This window comes from Actinomadura sp. NPDC000600, assembly GCF_040492135.1.
In the GTDB taxonomy this organism is placed as follows: Bacteria; Actinomycetota; Actinomycetes; order Streptosporangiales; family Streptosporangiaceae; genus Spirillospora.
This window is the reverse complement of record NZ_JBEUPD010000068.1, coordinates 1-15,439: the sequence shown is the minus strand read 5'-3', so window position 1 is coordinate 15,439 and position 15,439 is coordinate 1. Positions and strand designations below refer to the sequence as shown.

Below are 15,439 nucleotides of genomic sequence, written 5' to 3'. Positions count from 1 at the left end.
GGCAGGCGATCATCGAATTCGGCTGGATCGAGGAGTCCGCCGACTTCCCCTACAACAACAACTGCACGCACCTGCGGGGCTGCTGGCGAGGTCGGCGCCGGCCACGCCCAGGGCCACGATGGTGCGCGGCCCGCGGCGGCGCGGGCCGGGCCCCGAGGGGGCGGGCGGGCCGGGGGCGTCGCAGCTCTGGTCAGGGGCTTCGCAGGTCGGGTCGTCGACGTCGACTATCAGTGCGCGCAGTAGCCGCACCGCGGGGTCGCGGTCGTCGGCCCGCCCCTCGTCCGCCGGGTCGCGCTCGTCGTCCGGCGGACCGGCGCGGAGAGCCTCGTCGGGGCCCTCGGCAGAGCCCTCAGCGGGGCCTTCAGTGGGGCCCTCAGCGGGGGCCGCGGTACCGGCAGCGTCCCGCGCCGCCAGCGACTCGATGATCGCGTCGGTACGGCGCACCGCGGACAGGTCCACGGGCGGGGCGGCGACCGGGCGGGACGCCGGGGCCGGGGCCGGGGCGTCGCCGGGGCTCGAAGGCTCGTCCGGATCCGGGGCGCCCCGCAGGCCGGTGTGGGGGCCGCGCTCCGTCAAGCGATCGACTCCTCTCTGGCCATCGCCCGGAGCCGGGCCAGAGCCCGGTGCTGCGCGACCCGTACCGCCCCCGCCGACATGCCCAGCACATTACCGGTCTCCTCCGCCGACAGCCCCGCGACGACCCGCAGCAGCACGAGCTCTCGCTGGTGCTCGGGCAGCCGGGTGAGCAGGTCGCGGGCGCGCTGCGCCTCGATGTAGCGGACCACCGTCTCCTCGGGCCCGGGACGGTCGTCCGGACCGTCCGGCAGGTCCTCGGTGGGCACGGCGGCGCGGACCGCGCTGCGCAGCGCGTCCGCGATCTTGTGCGCGGCGATGCCGAAGACGAAGGAGGCGAACGGCCGGCCCATGTCCCGGTAGCGGGGCAGGGCCGACAGGACGGCGATGCAGACCTCCTGGGCCACGTCGTCGGCGATGTGGTACTGCCCGGAGACCCGGCCGAGCCGGGCCCGGCAGTACCGGACGATCATGGGACGCACCTCGGCGATGAGGACCTCGATGGCGCCCGGGTCGCCCTGCACGGCGAGATGGGTCAGCTCCTTGAGGTCGCCGTCGCCGGCGTCGGCGGCGCGCAGCGCCCGCGTCCCGCGGCCGAGACCGCCGGGAGGCGGAGGGGCCGGCCCGCTCGAGGGTTCGGCAGCGCGCGCGGTCATGGTCCCGGCGAAGCATCCCTCGGTCACGTCAAGCATGATGCCCAGCACCCCCGGGCGTGTCTCCACTGTCCTCTACAACGGAATGGTCACAGTGCGGGAGCGAACCTGGAGTTATTACGCGTCGTGGTCACTCCGCTGCCGCGCGTCGCGCGCTTTTCCGGCGAGAACGCGCTTTCTCCGATGAGAACGCAACCCGTCCGTCGGACCCGGCCCTGGCCCGAGGACGGCCCTCCTGCCGGAGACGCAGCGAGACCCCCGCCTGGAGGGGCGGGGGTCTCGCCTACGCTTCCCGGACGGGACGAGCCCGCCGGTCGGCCGTTCTCAGTGGCCGTGGCCGTGACCGTGGCCGTGACCGCCGCCGGCGGCCTCCTCGGCCTCCTCCGGCTTGTCGACCACGAGCACCTCGGTGGTGAGCAGCATGCCCGCGATGGAGGCGGCGTTGGTGACCGCCGAGCGGGTGACCTTCACCGGGTCGATGACGCCCTGGGCGATCAGGTCGCCGTACTCGCCGGTGGCGGCGTTGTAGCCGTGCCCGGCCTGCAGCTCCTGCACCTTGGAGACGACGACGTAGCCCTCCTGGCCGGCGTTCTCGGAGATCCAGCGCAGCGGCTCGGGCAGCGCGCGGCGGACCGCCTCGGCGCCGGTGGCCTCGTCGCCGGACAGGCCGAGGGCGCCGAAGCCCTCCTTGGCGACGTGCACCAGGGCGCTGCCGCCGCCGGAGACGATGCCCTCCTCGATCGCCGCGCGGGTCGCCGAGATGGCGTCCTCGAGGCGGTGCTTCTTCTCCTTCAGCTCCACCTCGGTGGCGGCGCCGACGCGCAGCACGCAGACCCCGCCGGCCAGCTTGGCCAGGCGCTCCTGCAGCTTCTCGCGGTCCCAGTCGGAGTCGCTGTTCTCGATCTCGACCTTGATCTGGTTGATCCGGGCGGTCACCTCGTCCGCCGAGCCCTCGCCGTCGACGATGGTGGTGGCGTCCTTGGTGACGGTGATCCGGCGGGCGCGACCGAGGTCCTCCAGCCCGATCGAGTCGAGCTTGAGGCCGATGGCCTCGCTGACGACCTGGCCGCCGGTCAGGGTGGCCATGTCGCCGAGCATCGCCTTGCGGCGGTCGCCGAAGCCGGGCGCCTTGACCGCGACGGACAGGAACGTGCCGCGGATCTTGTTGGCGACGAGCAGCGCAAGGGCCTCGCCCTCGACGTCCTCGGCCACCACGAGCAGCGGCTTCTTGGTCTGCGCGACCTTCTCCGCCAGCGGCAGGAACTCCTGCACGTTGGAGATCTTGCCGTCCACGATGAGCACGTAGGCGTCCTCCAGGACGGCCTCCATGCGCTCGTGGTCGGTGACCATGTGCGGCGACAGGTAGCCCTTGTCGAACTGGAGGCCCTCGGTGAACTCCAGCTCGAGGCCCATGGTGTGGGCCTCCTCGACGGTGATGACGCCGTCCTTGCCGACCTTCTCGAATGCCTCGGCGATCAGCTCGCCGATCTGCGGGTCCTGGGCCGAGATGGTCGCGACGTGCGCGATCTCGCCCTTCTCCTCGACCTCGCGGGCCGACTTCAGCAGCTGGTCGGACACGTACTGGGCGGCCGCGTCGATGCCGCGCTTGAGGGCGAGCGGCGACGCGCCGGCCGCCACGTTGCGGGTGCCCTCCCGGACCAGCGCCTGCGCGAGGACGGTCGCCGTGGTGGTGCCGTCACCCGCGATGTCGTTGGTCTTGGTCGCCACTTCCTTGGCGAGCTGGGCCCCGAGGTTCTCGTAGGGGTCCTCCAGCTCCACCTCGCGGGCGATGGTGACGCCGTCGTTGGTGATCGTCGGCGCGCCGAACTTCTTGTCGATGACGACGTTGCGGCCGCGCGGGCCGATCGTCACCTTGACGGCGTCCGCGAGAGCGTTGACGCCGCGCTCAAGAGCCCGGCGAGCGTCCTCCTCGAACTCCAGGATCTTCGCCATGCGGATACTCCTCTTTCACGCGATCCGCCCCGGCGGGCCGCCCGAAGGCGGCGCCGACCGGGGCGGGTGCATCACGTCTCGGTGATTACTTCTCGATGACCGCGAGCACGTCGCGGGCCGAGAGGACGAGGTACTCCTCGCCGTTGTACTTGACCTCGGTGCCGCCGTACTTGCTGTAGAGCACGACCTCGCCGACCTTGACGTCGACCGGGACGCGCTCGCCCTTGTCGTCGACGCGACCCGGGCCAACGGCAAGGACGGTGCCCTCCTGGGGCTTCTCCTTGGCGGTGTCCGGAATCACCAGGCCCGACGCGGTGGTGGTCTCGGCCTCAAGCGGCTGGACGACGATGCGGTCCTCAAGCGGCTTGAGAACAACCTTGGTGGCGGTCGTCACGATCTGACCTCCCCTTCGATTGGTCCTCGGCCGGCCATGGATGACCGACCAGCACATGTGACAGAAGAGGCGACCCTGGACCGGCCTGCCGTCGCGGGTGCCAGACCGACCTTCGTCGCTGTGGTTGGCACTCTACCCTTGAGAGTGCCAGTCGTGAGACTATTCCGTGCCCGTTACCCCGTCAACACGGACACGAACCCGCCGACCGGCCGTCTCCGGACGTTCACCGGGCCCGGGGTTCCGCTTCCTGCCGCTAACTTCCACCCTATGGACATCGCGTCGTTCCGGGCCCTGCGCACCCCCTCCGGCCAGGCGCTCCTCAGGGAGGCGGCCGAGGCGGACGTGAGCGAGGACGGTCTGCTCGCCACGGCGTCGCGGCTGCGCGAACGGCACGACGACCCCTCGCTCGTGGCCGCCGCGCTGACCCAGGTGCGGTTGCGGGCGCGGGCCCGCGCCAAGTTCGGGGCCGACGCCGACCGCATGTACTTCACGCAGGCGGGGCTTGAGCAGTCCACCCGCGCGAGCGTGGCGGCCTACCGTGCCGCACGGTTCGCGGACCGGCTGCCCGGGGCGCGCGTGCTGGAACTGGGGTGCGGGATAGGGGCCGACCTCATCGCCCGAGCGCGCGCGGGCCTCATCGGGGAAGGCGTGGAGCTGGACCCGCTGACGGCCGAGGTGGCCCGCGCCAACGTGGCCGCTCTCGGACTGGAAGGTCTCGCCTCCGTGCGGGCCGGGGACGCGACCAAGGAGGACCCGGCCGGGTTCGACGCGGTCTTCGCCGACCCTGGACGGCGCACGGCGCGCGGCCGGGTCTTCGATCCCCGCTCGTACGAACCGCCGTTCGACGTCGTCCTGGAGATGGCCCGGCAGGTGCCCGCCGCCTGCCTGAAGGTCGCACCCGGCATCCCCCATGAGGCCGTACCGGACGATGCCGAGGCCGAGTGGATCTCGGTCGGCGGCGACGTGAAGGAGGCCGCCCTATGGCTGGGCGGGCTGGCAGGCGACGCGGGCCGGCGGGCCACTCTCCTCTCGTCCGACATCCGTTTCCCAGAGACCGAGCCCCTGCCCGAGACAGAGCCCCGGGTCTGGACGCTGACTTCCAGCGGCGCGGGCGAGCCCGACGTGCGTGCATGGGGCCGGTACCTGTACGAGCCTGACGGCGCCGTGATCCGGGCCCACCTGGTCGGCGAGGTCGCGGATCTGGTCGGCGGCGGCCTGGCGGACCCCCGCATCGCGTACGTCACGTCAGACGAGCTGCGCCCGACGCCGTTCGCCTCCGCCTACGAGATAGAGGACGTGCTGCCCTTCTCCGTGAAGCGGCTGCGCGCCGAGCTGCGCCGCCGCGAGGTCGGCGTGCTGACCGTCAAGAAGCGCGGTTCCGCCGTCGACGTGGACCGGCTCCGCCGCGACCTCGGGTTCGGCGGGCGCCGCGCGGGACGGGGCGCCGAAGAGCTGACCCTCGTGGTGACCCGTGTGGGACGCGACCCCGTCGCACTGCTGACGCACCCCGTCGCCGGAGCCTGACCCGCCGGACACGCGGTCTGCCCCTCGGGAACGCGGCCTGACCCTCGGGAACGCGGTCTGCCCCTCGGGAACGCGGCCTGACCCGCCGGGGACGGGCGCCGTCCGGCAACCCTTCCCAAAGATCTTCCACCCGGCGGCGCAACACCAAGCGGGGCAGGGCGACGCGCCACGGCGGTGCAAATCATCGGCGCTTTCCGGCATTGCGCGCACCAGGGATTGCGGCCACCCGGCAAGGGCATGGGGCGGCCGTGGAAATCGGTGCGCGGAGCCCGAGCGGCCCGGAAACACCAAGGCAGGTTCAGCGGCAGGGCCATCGGCGCCCTCGAAGCCGTCCCGAAAAAGCGCGGATCCGGCCCCGCCGTGTCACGCTCGCCGCACGCGCGTCGGGCAGGGTGTAGCCGACCGCGGGTTCGCGAACTGACGATGTTGGACGAGATGTACGGACAGAACGCCACCCAGAACGCCGGACCCGTCCCGCCGCGCCCGCCGCCGTCCACCCCACTTATCCCCACGAAAATAGCGAGAGCCGCAAAACGGGAAACCCGCCATGAAATCAGCTATTTCCAACTAGTCGCCCTAGCCGGATAACAGGCGCATCCCGCAGAACTCGCAACTTTCTCTACTACCCGTTTTAGGCGCGCTCTACACGCACTACAGTGGCCACTCCAGAGATTCATTTGCCGTGCGTCATTTCGTCGCGCCGGCACACGAAGGAGCATCGGGTGGAAACGAATCACAACTTCCTGCAGACGGGGGGTCAACCGGTTTCGGACCGGATGCGGGAGTTGCTCGCCCGTGCGGCGCAGGACCACGTCTATGAACAGCGCTCACAGGGTCAGGTCCTGGACGAGATTCGCCAGCGTCTGGAAGGCATGGAGTGGCTGCTCCGCGAGGTCCGCGAGCGGGAGCTCAACGGGCTGACCGGGCAGATCGAGAGCGTCCGCGGGCAGGTCGACGAACTGTCCGGCAAGCCCCCTGAATGGGCCGAGGGCCTGGCCGAGCACATCGAGGCGTTCGGCGAGCGGGTCAAACCCGTGGCCGAGCTGCCCGCGCTGTGGGCCGACGTCGGCGTGGTGGCCGAGAACGTCGACGAGGGCCTCACCCGCATCCAGGCCGTCCTCGACTCGGCGCAGCAGATCACCGACGCCACGCAGCAAGCGTCGCGGCGCATGGACGACATGACCAAGCGGCTGGACAAGCTCCAGGGCAGCATGGAGGCCGCGTCCGTCCGCTTCAACCGGCTCGACAAGTCGCTCGCGGAGCTCGGCCACCGGTCCGAGCGGCTCGAACACTCGATCAACGGGGTCACGGCGAGGGTCGACCAGGCGCTCGGCGAGATGGCCGACCGCACGGAGCAGGGCCTCGAGGCGGTCAGCGGTCGGGTCGAGGGCGTCGGCGGCCGCCTCGACGGCATCGACGGCCGGCTGGACGGCGTCGATGGCCGCCTCGAAGGGCTGTCGGGCAAGCTGGAGGGCCTCGACGGCCGGTTCGAGGGGGTCGACGGCCGCATCGACGGGGTCGGCGAGCGGATCAGCCGGCTCCCCGCCGCGCTGGGGATCGCCGAGGTGCACCGGGCGCTGACCGACCTCGCGCAGCGCCCGGACGCCGAGTACGGCGACCGGTTCGACGCGCTGGAGAAGCACCTCGCGGAGGCCGTCGACCCGCTGGTCGAGGAGCTGCGCGCCCGGCCGGACCGCGACGAGGTCAAGGCCACCATGGCGCAGATCGCCGAGACCGCCTACAGCGACGTGGCCAAGCGCATGGACGAGTTCTCCCGCCGGTTCGAGGACGTGCACGACGACGTCCGCAAGCGCATCGAGGGCATCCACGACGAGGTCGCCAAGCGGGTCGACGGCGCGCTGGAGGAGTTCACCGCGCAGGTCGACCTCGTCTCCCGCCGCGTCGAGTCCGTGCACGTCGACGTGGCCAAGCAGGTCGAGTCGGTGCACAACGAGATGTCGCGGCAGGTCAGCGGCGTCCACCACGACTTCGGCAAGCGGATCGGCGACATCCACGACGACGTCACGCGGCAGGTCGGCACCATCCACGAGGACGTCGCCAAGCAGGTCGGCCACATGCAGGAGGACGTCGCGCGGCAGGTCGGCGGCGTCCAGGCGGAGTTCGCGCGGCGGGTGGAGAGCATGCAGGACGATGCCGCCCGGCGCGCCGACGCGGCGCAGGCCGAGTTCGCCAAGCGCTTCTCCCATGTGGAGGACGAGGTCGGCCGGAAGGTGGACGGCGTCCACGACGATGTGTCCAAGCAGGTCAACGCGGTGCACGAGGACGTGCTGAAACGGCTGTCCACCCTGGAGGAGACGATGCTCGCGCTCGCCGAGGCGCTGCTGCGTCCCCGCCGCGAGGCCAAGGACTGACGAGTGTCCGGGTGGGGCCGGCGCGGGCCCCACCCGGCATCCCCGTACCTCCCGGTATTCGCCGTGTTCGTCCGGTGAACCGCCGGGATGACCGGAGATGCTTCCCTCATGTCACCCCGATGACGTGCGTTTTGTTACTTTCCGTCTTCGCAAAATCACTCCCAATACCCATCGGAATCCGTTTTCATGGATCAGGTGACCCACACACCGGCTCCCTGCCTGCCGACCGGCGTCCCGCCCGGGCACACCACCCTGCGCTGGGTGGAGGACTGCCTCGGCAAGGGCGCCGAGGTCCGCATGGTGCGGCCCCTCGCCGGCACCGCCCACGCCAACCACGCCCTCCTCGTCGAGAGCCGCTCCGGCGAGGCCCACCACCTCGTCCTGCGCCGCTGGACCTCCCGCGAAGCGGCCCCCGCCCGCCGCGGCTACGGCGACGCCGAGTTCTCCCCCGAACGCGAGATCGCGGCGCTCGCGCTGCTCGCCGCCAGCAGGATCCCCACCCCGTCCCTGGTCGCCGCCGACCCGTCGGGCGCCTACTGCGACGTCCCCGCCCTGCTGATCACCCGGCTCAGGGGCCACCCGCCGCGGCCCTCCCGCGACGACCTGCCCGAGTACCTGATCCAGCTGGCCGCCGCGCTGCTGGAGGTGCACGAGCTGAACGGCGCGTCCACCATGCCGCCGTACGTCCCGCACAACCGGCTCGACGTGCGGCTCCCGCCCAAGCACGCGATCCGCCCCGAGCTGTGGGAACGCGCCTTCGAGGTCGCCGCCCGGCCCGCCCCGGAGGCGCCCGCCCGGTTCATCCACCGCGACTACCACGCCGACAACACGCTGTGGTCCTACGGCAGGCTCACCGGCATCGTCGACTGGTCGGACGCCTCGTCCGGCCCCGTCGCCGTCGACATCGCCTGCATGCGCCGCGGCCTGGCACTGCGCTACGCCCCGTCCGTCGCCGACCGCTTCCTGCGCTCCTTCGACCAGGTCTCCGGCGGCCACGCACACGACCCGTACTGGGACGTGCGCAGCATCCTCGACCTGCTCCCCGAGGACGACACCCGCATGATCGACGAACCCCAGATCCCCATCTGCGAGGACTACCTCGACAGCCTCCTAGCCCAGTGCTGAACCCGGCAGCATGTCCGCCGCGGCACTGAGGCAGACACGATCAAGGCAGCCACTCCGCCCAGGCCGGCCCAGGTCGGGACCAGCACCGCGCCAAAGGTGGCGCTGCGAAGGCCAGTACCTCGGCCCAAGGCCGACGCTGGACCAGCATCTGCTGAGACAGACACGGATTGAGGCCAACACGAGGCTGCGGCCGGCCCCGGGCCGCAGTCGGCGGTGCGCCGAGGCCGGCGCGACGCTGGGACCGGCACCACGGTGGGGCTGGCACCGTGCTGTGGGGCCGCCTCGCTCAGCGCCTGGGGGGCGGCTTGTTCAGGGGAGGGTGACGGCCTCGATCGGGAGGCTGGAGTCGGCGGGGAGTTCCAGGTCGGACGGGGCGATGCCGGAGGCGACCAGCTCGGAGCCCAGGGCGGCGACCATGGCGCCGTTGTCGGTGCACAGCTTCGGGCGCGGGACGCGCAGGCGGACCCCGGCGGCCGCGCAGCGCTCCGCGGCGAGGGCGCGCAGCCGCGAGTTGGCCGCGACGCCCCCGCCTATCAGCAGGTCGGGGACGCCGTTGTCCTTGCAGACCTTCAGCGCCTTCCGCGTCAGGACGTCCACGACGGCCTCCTGGAAGGACGCCGCGACGTCGGCGACGGGGACGGGCTCGCCCGCGCGCTCCTTGGCCTCCACCCAGCGCGCGACGGCCGTCTTCAGGCCGGAGAACGAGAAGTCGTAGGTGCCGTCGTTGTACTTGCCGCGCGGGAACGCGATCGCGGCCGGGTCGCCCTCGCGGGCCATGCGGTCGATGACCGGGCCGCCGGGGAACCCGAGGTCGAGGACGCGGGCGACCTTGTCGAACGCCTCACCAGCCGCGTCGTCCACCGTGCTGCCCAGGGAGCGGACGTCGCCCGCCACGTCCGGCACCAGCAGCAGGGAGGAGTGGCCGCCCGACACCAGCATCGCCACGCACGGCTTCGGCAGCGGGCCGTGTTCGAGCTGGTCGACGCACACGTGCGCGGCCAGGTGGTTGACGCCGTACAGCGGCTTGCCGAGCGACAGCGCGTACGCCTTGGCGGCGGCGACGCCGACCATCAGCGCGCCCGGCAGCCCCGGGCCCGCGGTGACCGCGAAGGCGTCCACGTCGGTGAACGCCACGCCGGCGTCCGCCAGCGCGCGCTCGACGGTCGGCCCCATCGCCTCCAGGTGCGCCCGCGACGCGACCTCCGGCACGACGCCGCCGAACCGGGCGTGCTGGTCGACGCTGGAGGCTATCGCGTCCGCCAGCAGCGTGTGCCCGCGCACGATCCCGACCCCGGTCTCGTCGCAGGAGGTCTCGATCCCGAGCACCAGTGGCTCGTCCCGAATCACGTGAGTCTCCCTGTCTCCCCGTTAAGCCCTGTCTCCCCGGTGGGCCCTGTCTCCCCGTTGGGCGCTGTCTCCCCGTTGGGCGCTGTCTCCCCGTTGGGCGCTGTCTCCGCGAGCGTCCTGCTTGTCCGGCCGTCGCCGGGGCGCCTTCCGCCGCTCCTGGTCATCCGGCCCTGTTGAAGCCCATGGGCGGACGGTCGCGGAGTTTGCGGCACATGACGATCGCGTCCACGTCCGAGGGCTGGTAGTAGCGCTTGCGGATGCCGACCCGCTCGAAGCCGAACCGCTCGTAGAGGCGGTGGGCGGCGTCGTTGTCGGCGCGGACCTCCAGGAACACCGACTCGCTCCCCCGCCGGACGGCCTCCTCCAGCAGCGCGGTGAGCAGCGCCGCGCCGATGCCGCCCTTGCGCCGGTCCGGGCGCACCCCGATGGTCTGCACGTCGGCCTGCCCGCCCGCCGCGGCGAGGCCCGCGTAGCCGACGATCTCACCGTCGGGCGCCTCCGCGACGATGTAGTGCCGGGTGCGAGGCTGGTCGGCGAGCTCGGCGGCGAGCATCTCCTCGCTCCAGGTGTCCTCCGGGAACAGCACCCGGTCCAGCCGGTGGACCGCCGGAAGGTCGGCACCGGTCATGGACCGCAGGACGACATCGCTCACGCCGGCGTCACCTTCTTGCGGGGCCCCGGCTCCTTGGCGTCCGGCCGGCGCAGGTAGAGGGGCTCCGGCTGCAGCAGCTCCGGCCCCTTCAGGCCCGACAGCCTTGCGACGACCAACTCGGCGAGGGCGGTCGCGGTGGGCAGCAGCGGCTCGTGCTCCGAGCCCCCGAGGATCTCCGGGTACAGGGCCGCGCCCTCGCCCACGACGGGCATCCCCTCGGGCGCGCCCTCCAGGACGTCCACCGCCGGGCCCACGGCGGGATCGGTGGCGCGGAAGCGCGCCGAGTCGTACCGCGCCCAGTAGACCTCCTTGCGGCGGGCATCGGTGGCGACCGCGAACGGCCCGTCCCGCCGGGTGGCCCAGGCGATGATGTCGAGCGTGCAGACGCCGTGCACGGGGACGCTGAGGGCCTCGCCCATCGCCCGCGCGGTGACCAGCCCGACGCGCAGCCCCGTGTACGGCCCCGGGCCCACGCCGACGGCGATCGCGCTCAGGTCGCCGGGCGCCGCCCCCGCCTCCGCCATCACCTCCGCGATGGACGGGGTGAGCAGCTCGGTGTGGCGCCGCCGGTCGACGGCCTCCGCGAGGCCGCGCTGCACCGCGCCCTCGCCCGGGGTCCACTCGTACAGCGCCACGGTGATCGCGGCGGTCGCGGTATCGAAAGCCAAGACCAGCACGGGTTGTAAGCCTACCGGCCGCCGGCCGGGAGTCGCTCGGCTCTGGCCGGCCCGGCTCAGGCGGCCCCGTGATCGGCTAAGCGCGGACTCAGGGCCCAGCCCGAGGCCGGGGCATGGCTGAACGCGGCTTCAGGTGGCCCTCAGCGCTGACTCAGGGCGGTCACCACGGCCTTGGTGACCTCGGTGGCGCCGCCGGTGGCGGCGTCGGAGGACAGCGGGCCGCTCTTGTCCGAGCCCGAGTAGTGGACGGTGACGAGGACGTTGGCGACCCGGACGTTGCCGATGGCCTCGCCGGAACCCTGGTTGTCGTCCACGCTGTAGACGATGTACCCCTCGTCGCCGACGCCGGTGAGCCGGATCTTGTCGGTGAGCTTCTGCCCGGCCAGCAGCGCCTTGCCGGACTCATCGGCGGTCCGCTCGGTCACGAAAGTCTTGCGGGCCGCGTCGGTGGGCGACGTCCCGGCCGCGCCGGCGATCGCGCGCAGCTCGATGGTGAGCTGCCGCCTCTTCTCGCCCGCGTAGGCGCCCCACACGCACTGGTTCTGCTGGTCGTCGCCCTGGTAGTTGTCGGCCTCGGTGCGCTCGGAGTCGGGCGCCAGCCGGTTGATCAGGTCGTCGCCGATGATCGTGCAGGAGTCGGGGACCGCGGTGCGCTCCCCCTTGGACATCGGGGAGTTGTCGGTGGCGCCGCTGCCGACGACCTGGCCGGTGCTCCGCTCGCCGCTCGCGCCGACGCCGCTCAGGACGGCGAAGACCGCGAGCCCGCAGACGGCGATGCCGGCGACGGCGCCGCCGAGGACGACGGCCCAGCGCCGTCCGGCACGGCGTTCGCGCGCCACCCTGTGGCTGCCGGTGCGGTAGCCGCCGCTCCCGCCGCGGTGGGAGCCGCTGCCCGTCCGGTACCCGCCGCTCTCGGTCCGGTATCCACCGCTCTCGGTGTGGTAGCCGCCGCTGTCCGCGCGGTAGCCGCCGCTGCCGGTCTCGTAGGGGCCGGTCTCCCGCTGGTACGGGCCGCTGCCCGGACGGCCCGAGGAGTACCGCTCGTACGCGTCTCCGCCCGCACCGTATCCACCGCCGTCCGGCCGGTAGCCGCCGCCTGCTCCCTGGCCACCGCCCGAATCGCGGTAGCTGTCGCGGGGATTCCCGCTGCGATGGCTACCACTCACCGGTTCCCACTCCCGTTGGAAATCGATATGTCGTGAAGGTGAGGCTTGTTGCGGCAAAGAGTACGACATCAAGCCTAAAAAAGGACCAGTCGGGCCGGCAAAATCCGTAGAAGTTGCCAGTCCAGCATCATCCAGGGCCGAGATCCAGGTCGGACCAGCGCTCACCGACCCCGACGATCCTTACTTCGCGCTCCTCGCCGGACCCGTCGCCGCGAGAAATGATCACTTCCAGCCGGTCCTCGGCGAGGCCCTCGGCGAGGCCTTCTCCCCATTCCACGATCGTCACCGATTCCGCGATCGACGCGTCGAGATCGAGATCGTCCAGCTCGGCGAAACCGCCCAGCCGGTAGGCGTCCACGTGCACCAGCGACGGACCGCCCGCCAGCGACGGGTGCACCCGCGCTATGACGAACGTCGGCGAGGTGATCGGGCCGCGCACCTTCAGCCCCTCGCCGATGCCCTGCGTGAGCGTCGTCTTGCCCGCGCCGAGGTGGCCCGTCATCACGAGCAGGTCGCCCGCCCGGAGCACCCCGGCCAGGCGCAGCCCGAACTCGCGCATGTCCTCGGCGGTGGGGACGGTGAGGGTGACGGCGTTCACGCGGTGCGCTCCTCTTCCTCGTACACGGGACGGACCCGCTCGACCAGCCGGCGCAGGCCCCCCGTCACCACGCCCGGGTACTCCAGCGGCAGCACGTGCCCGGCCTCCTCCACCTCTACCAGCTCCGCGTCCGGCAGCGCGTCGGCGATGCGGCGGGCGTGCTCGGCGGGGGTCAGCCGGTCCCGGCCGCCCGCCACCACCAGCACCGGGACCCGGCCGATCACGTCCGTGCAGCCGATCTTGTCGTGCGCCATCAGCGCCGGGTAGAACTCCGCGATCACGTCGATCGGGGTCCGCCTGATCATCTCCTCCAGGAAGGCCACGACGGACGGGCTGACGTACTTGTCGGCGAACGCCATCTTCCGCGTGACGACGAACGCCAGGTCGGCGCCCAGCCCGCGGGCCTTGTCGACCAGCTCGGCGCGGCGGCCGAGGCCCCGCAGCGTCCCCGGGGCCAGCGGCCGGACGGCCTTGGCCAGCACCATCGGCAGCCCCAGCGTCATCTCCGCCAGGTCGCCGCAGGAGGTGTTCACCAGCGCCACGCCCACGACCCGCGACCCGAACAGCTCCGGATGCTTCTCCGCCAGCGCCATGATCGACATGCCGCCCATGGAGTGCCCCACGAGGACGACCCGGCGGTCCGGGCCGGCGGCCGCGTCCAGGACCGCGCGCAGGTCGTCGCCGGTCTGCTCGATCGTCGCGTCCCCGGGGCGCCCGCGTCCGGAACGGCCGTGACTGCGCTGGTCCCAGAACACCAGCCGCAGCGACCCCTGCAGGTCGCGGCGCTGGTAGTGCCACGAGTCCTGGTTGAGGGTGTAGCCGTGGCAGAACACGAGGGTGAGGTCGGCGTCGTCGGGGCCGTCCACCTCCACGTGCAGCGGGACGCCGTCGTCGGCGGCGACGGTCATCTCCCGCCCGCGCAGCTGCCCGAAGGGCTCGGCGGCGTCCGGGTCCGGCCGCAGCCGCACCCGGCCGACGGCGAGGTGCCGCAGCCCGACCGCCGCGCCCACGCCCGCCGCGCCGACGCCCGCGACGACGCCCGCGACGCCGAGCCTGCGCTTTCTCCTGCTGTCCATTCCCGCGCCCCCTACAGCGCCCCCGGGTACGCCCTCGGTACCCGGGCCCCGATGCGGGTGACGATCTCATACGAGATCGTCCCCAGCGCCTCCGCCCACTCCTGCGCGGTCGGCTCGCCCCGGTCGCCCGGGCCGAACAAGATGATCTCGTCTCCGGCCGCGAGCCGGTCGTCGCCGACGTCGATGACGAACTGGTCCATGCAGACCCGTCCGGCGATCGTCCTGCGTCGCCCGGCCGCGAGGACCTCCAGCACGTTGGACCCGTGCCGCGGGATCCCGTCTCCGTAGCCCACGGGCACCACGGCCAGCGTGGTCTCCCGCTCGGTGTGGTACGTGTGACCGTACGACACCCCGCTGCCCGCCGGAACCCGCTTGACCAGCGCCGCGTCCGCCACGAGCGTCATCGCGGGGCGCAGCCCGAACCCGCCGAGCGCCGGCACCGGCGTCAGCCCGTACGTCGCGATGCCTGGCCGGACGAGGTCGAACCGCGCCTCCGGCAGGGTCAGCGCCGCCGCCGAGTTCGACAGGTGCCGCACCTCGAAGCGCGCCCCGGCCTTCTCCGCGTGCGCCACCATCTCGGTGAACGCGCCGATCTGCGCCGCGATCGAGGGATGGCCGGGCTCGTCCGCGCAGGCGAAGTGCGACATGACCCCCGCGACCCGCACGTGGCCCGTGGCCTCCGCCTTGAGCGCCGCGTCGACCAGCGCCTCCCAGTCGTCGCCCCGCGCACCCCCGCGCGACATGCCCGTGTCGGCCTTGAGATGGATCCGCGCCTCGCGCCCGGCCCGCTCCGCCGCCTGGACGACCTCGTCCAGCAGCCAGACCGCCCCCACGGTCAGGTCGACGTCCCGCGCGACGGCCTCCTCGTACGGTTCGCCGGGGACGCCCACGCAGACCAGCGTGCGGACGGTGAGGCCCGCGTCCCGCAGGCGCAGCGCCTCGGCCAGCTTCGCGACGCCCAACCAGGACGCACCGCCGGCGACCGCGGCGCGGGCGGCCTCCACCAGCCCGTGCCCGTACGCTTCGGCCTTCACCATGGCCATCACCTCGGCGCCCCGCGCGCGCTCGCGCAGCACCCCGATGTTGTGGCCGATGGCGCCGAGATCGACCCGTGCCTCCGCAGGAACCCTCATGGTCACCCAGTCTGCCGTCCCCGCGCCCATGCCTGGGCCTTATCGCCCAGGTCACGGCCAGAACGGCCCCTCACAAGCGCTCCCCCGGCGCTCCCTCGCCCAATAAGACGCAAATGCCCACCCCAGGGTTCAGCCCCAGACCCCGTCGCGGGTCGGGCGGCCGGAAGGCGCTCTAGGCGCCTGGAGGCCGCCCGAC

General features: G+C 72.6%; 13 protein-coding genes. 3 read left to right on the top strand and 10 right to left on the bottom strand.

Features of this window, described 5'->3' with window-relative positions; genetic code table 11:
- Positions 1-572: 572 nt before the first annotated feature.
- From ABWI07_RS42875 to groES, 3 genes are all read right to left on the bottom strand, one after another.
- Entirely contained in the window at positions 573-1,265 is a 693-nt protein-coding gene (locus ABWI07_RS42875; protein ID WP_502912907.1) for a sigma-70 family RNA polymerase sigma factor, read from the bottom strand.
- Positions 1,266-1,550: 285 nt separating this feature from the next.
- On the bottom strand, positions 1,551-3,179 hold the full coding sequence (gene groL, locus ABWI07_RS42870) for a chaperonin GroEL (protein WP_149258966.1): 1,629 nt from the start codon (positions 3,177-3,179) through the stop codon (positions 1,551-1,553).
- Between the two features lie 85 nt (positions 3,180-3,264).
- Entirely contained in the window at positions 3,265-3,573 is a 309-nt protein-coding gene (groES, locus tag ABWI07_RS42865) for a co-chaperone GroES (protein WP_089324409.1), read from the bottom strand.
- A 267-nt stretch (positions 3,574-3,840) separates the two neighbouring features.
- On the opposite strand from groES, the gene ABWI07_RS42860 reads away from it, so the two are divergent.
- From ABWI07_RS42860 to ABWI07_RS42850, 3 genes are all read left to right on the top strand, one after another.
- Positions 3,841-5,097 carry a class I SAM-dependent methyltransferase gene (locus tag ABWI07_RS42860; RefSeq protein WP_353822057.1) on the top strand — a complete coding sequence of 419 codons (1,257 nt, stop codon included), beginning with the start codon at positions 3,841-3,843 and terminating at the stop codon, positions 5,095-5,097.
- A gap of 722 nt (positions 5,098-5,819) precedes the next feature.
- Positions 5,820-7,469 carry a coiled-coil domain-containing protein gene (locus ABWI07_RS42855; protein ID WP_149258964.1) on the top strand — a complete coding sequence of 550 codons (1,650 nt, stop codon included), beginning with the start codon at positions 5,820-5,822 and terminating at the stop codon, positions 7,467-7,469.
- A gap of 186 nt (positions 7,470-7,655) precedes the next feature.
- Entirely contained in the window at positions 7,656-8,594 is a 939-nt protein-coding gene (locus ABWI07_RS42850; protein WP_502912906.1) for an aminoglycoside phosphotransferase family protein, read from the top strand.
- 309 nt (positions 8,595-8,903) lie between these two features.
- On the opposite strand, the gene tsaD is transcribed toward ABWI07_RS42850, so the two are convergent.
- The 7 genes from tsaD to alr form a co-directional block, all read right to left on the bottom strand.
- Positions 8,904-9,941 carry a tRNA (adenosine(37)-N6)-threonylcarbamoyltransferase complex transferase subunit TsaD gene (tsaD, locus tag ABWI07_RS42845; RefSeq protein ID WP_200841828.1) on the bottom strand — a complete coding sequence of 346 codons (1,038 nt, stop codon included), beginning with the start codon at positions 9,939-9,941 and terminating at the stop codon, positions 8,904-8,906.
- Between the two features lie 160 nt (positions 9,942-10,101).
- Positions 10,102-10,593, bottom strand: a complete 492-nt coding sequence (rimI, locus tag ABWI07_RS42840) for a ribosomal protein S18-alanine N-acetyltransferase (protein ID WP_353822055.1) — start codon at positions 10,591-10,593, stop codon at positions 10,102-10,104.
- Positions 10,590-11,270, bottom strand: a complete 681-nt coding sequence (gene tsaB / locus ABWI07_RS42835; RefSeq protein WP_149258962.1) for a tRNA (adenosine(37)-N6)-threonylcarbamoyltransferase complex dimerization subunit type 1 TsaB — start codon at positions 11,268-11,270, stop codon at positions 10,590-10,592. The genes rimI and tsaB overlap by 4 nt, the downstream gene beginning before the upstream one ends.
- Positions 11,271-11,410: 140 nt before the next feature.
- Positions 11,411-12,436 (bottom strand): hypothetical protein, encoded by a 1,026-nt coding sequence (locus ABWI07_RS42830; protein WP_353822054.1) that lies wholly within the window; start codon positions 12,434-12,436, stop codon positions 11,411-11,413.
- 127 nt (positions 12,437-12,563) lie between these two features.
- Positions 12,564-13,034 (bottom strand): tRNA (adenosine(37)-N6)-threonylcarbamoyltransferase complex ATPase subunit type 1 TsaE, encoded by a 471-nt coding sequence (gene tsaE / locus ABWI07_RS42825; protein WP_502912905.1) that lies wholly within the window; start codon positions 13,032-13,034, stop codon positions 12,564-12,566.
- Positions 13,031-14,110, bottom strand: a complete 1,080-nt coding sequence (locus tag ABWI07_RS42820) for an alpha/beta fold hydrolase (RefSeq protein WP_149258960.1) — start codon at positions 14,108-14,110, stop codon at positions 13,031-13,033. The genes tsaE and ABWI07_RS42820 overlap by 4 nt, the downstream gene beginning before the upstream one ends.
- Before the next feature lie 11 nt (positions 14,111-14,121).
- Complete coding sequence (gene alr, locus ABWI07_RS42815; protein WP_353822053.1) at positions 14,122-15,243, bottom strand: alanine racemase; 1,122 nt, start codon at positions 15,241-15,243, stop codon at positions 14,122-14,124.
- Between the last annotated feature and the right edge of the window lie 196 nt (positions 15,244-15,439).

Bases quoted from the DNA above. Each gene is read 5' to 3' on its own strand.
- ABWI07_RS42875 (WP_502912907.1), bottom strand. From the start codon at position 1,265: ATGCTTGACGTGACCGAGGGATGCTTCGCCGGGACCATGACCGCGCGC.
- groL (WP_149258966.1), bottom strand. From the start codon at position 3,179: ATGGCGAAGATCCTGGAGTTCGAGGAGGACGCTCGCCGGGCTCTTGAG.
- ABWI07_RS42860 (WP_353822057.1), top strand. From the start codon at position 3,841: ATGGACATCGCGTCGTTCCGGGCCCTGCGCACCCCCTCCGGCCAGGCG.
- ABWI07_RS42850 (WP_502912906.1), top strand. From the start codon at position 7,656: ATGGATCAGGTGACCCACACACCGGCTCCCTGCCTGCCGACCGGCGTC.
- ABWI07_RS42820 (WP_149258960.1), bottom strand. From the start codon at position 14,110: ATGGACAGCAGGAGAAAGCGCAGGCTCGGCGTCGCGGGCGTCGTCGCG.
- alr (WP_353822053.1), bottom strand. From the start codon at position 15,243: ATGAGGGTTCCTGCGGAGGCACGGGTCGATCTCGGCGCCATCGGCCAC.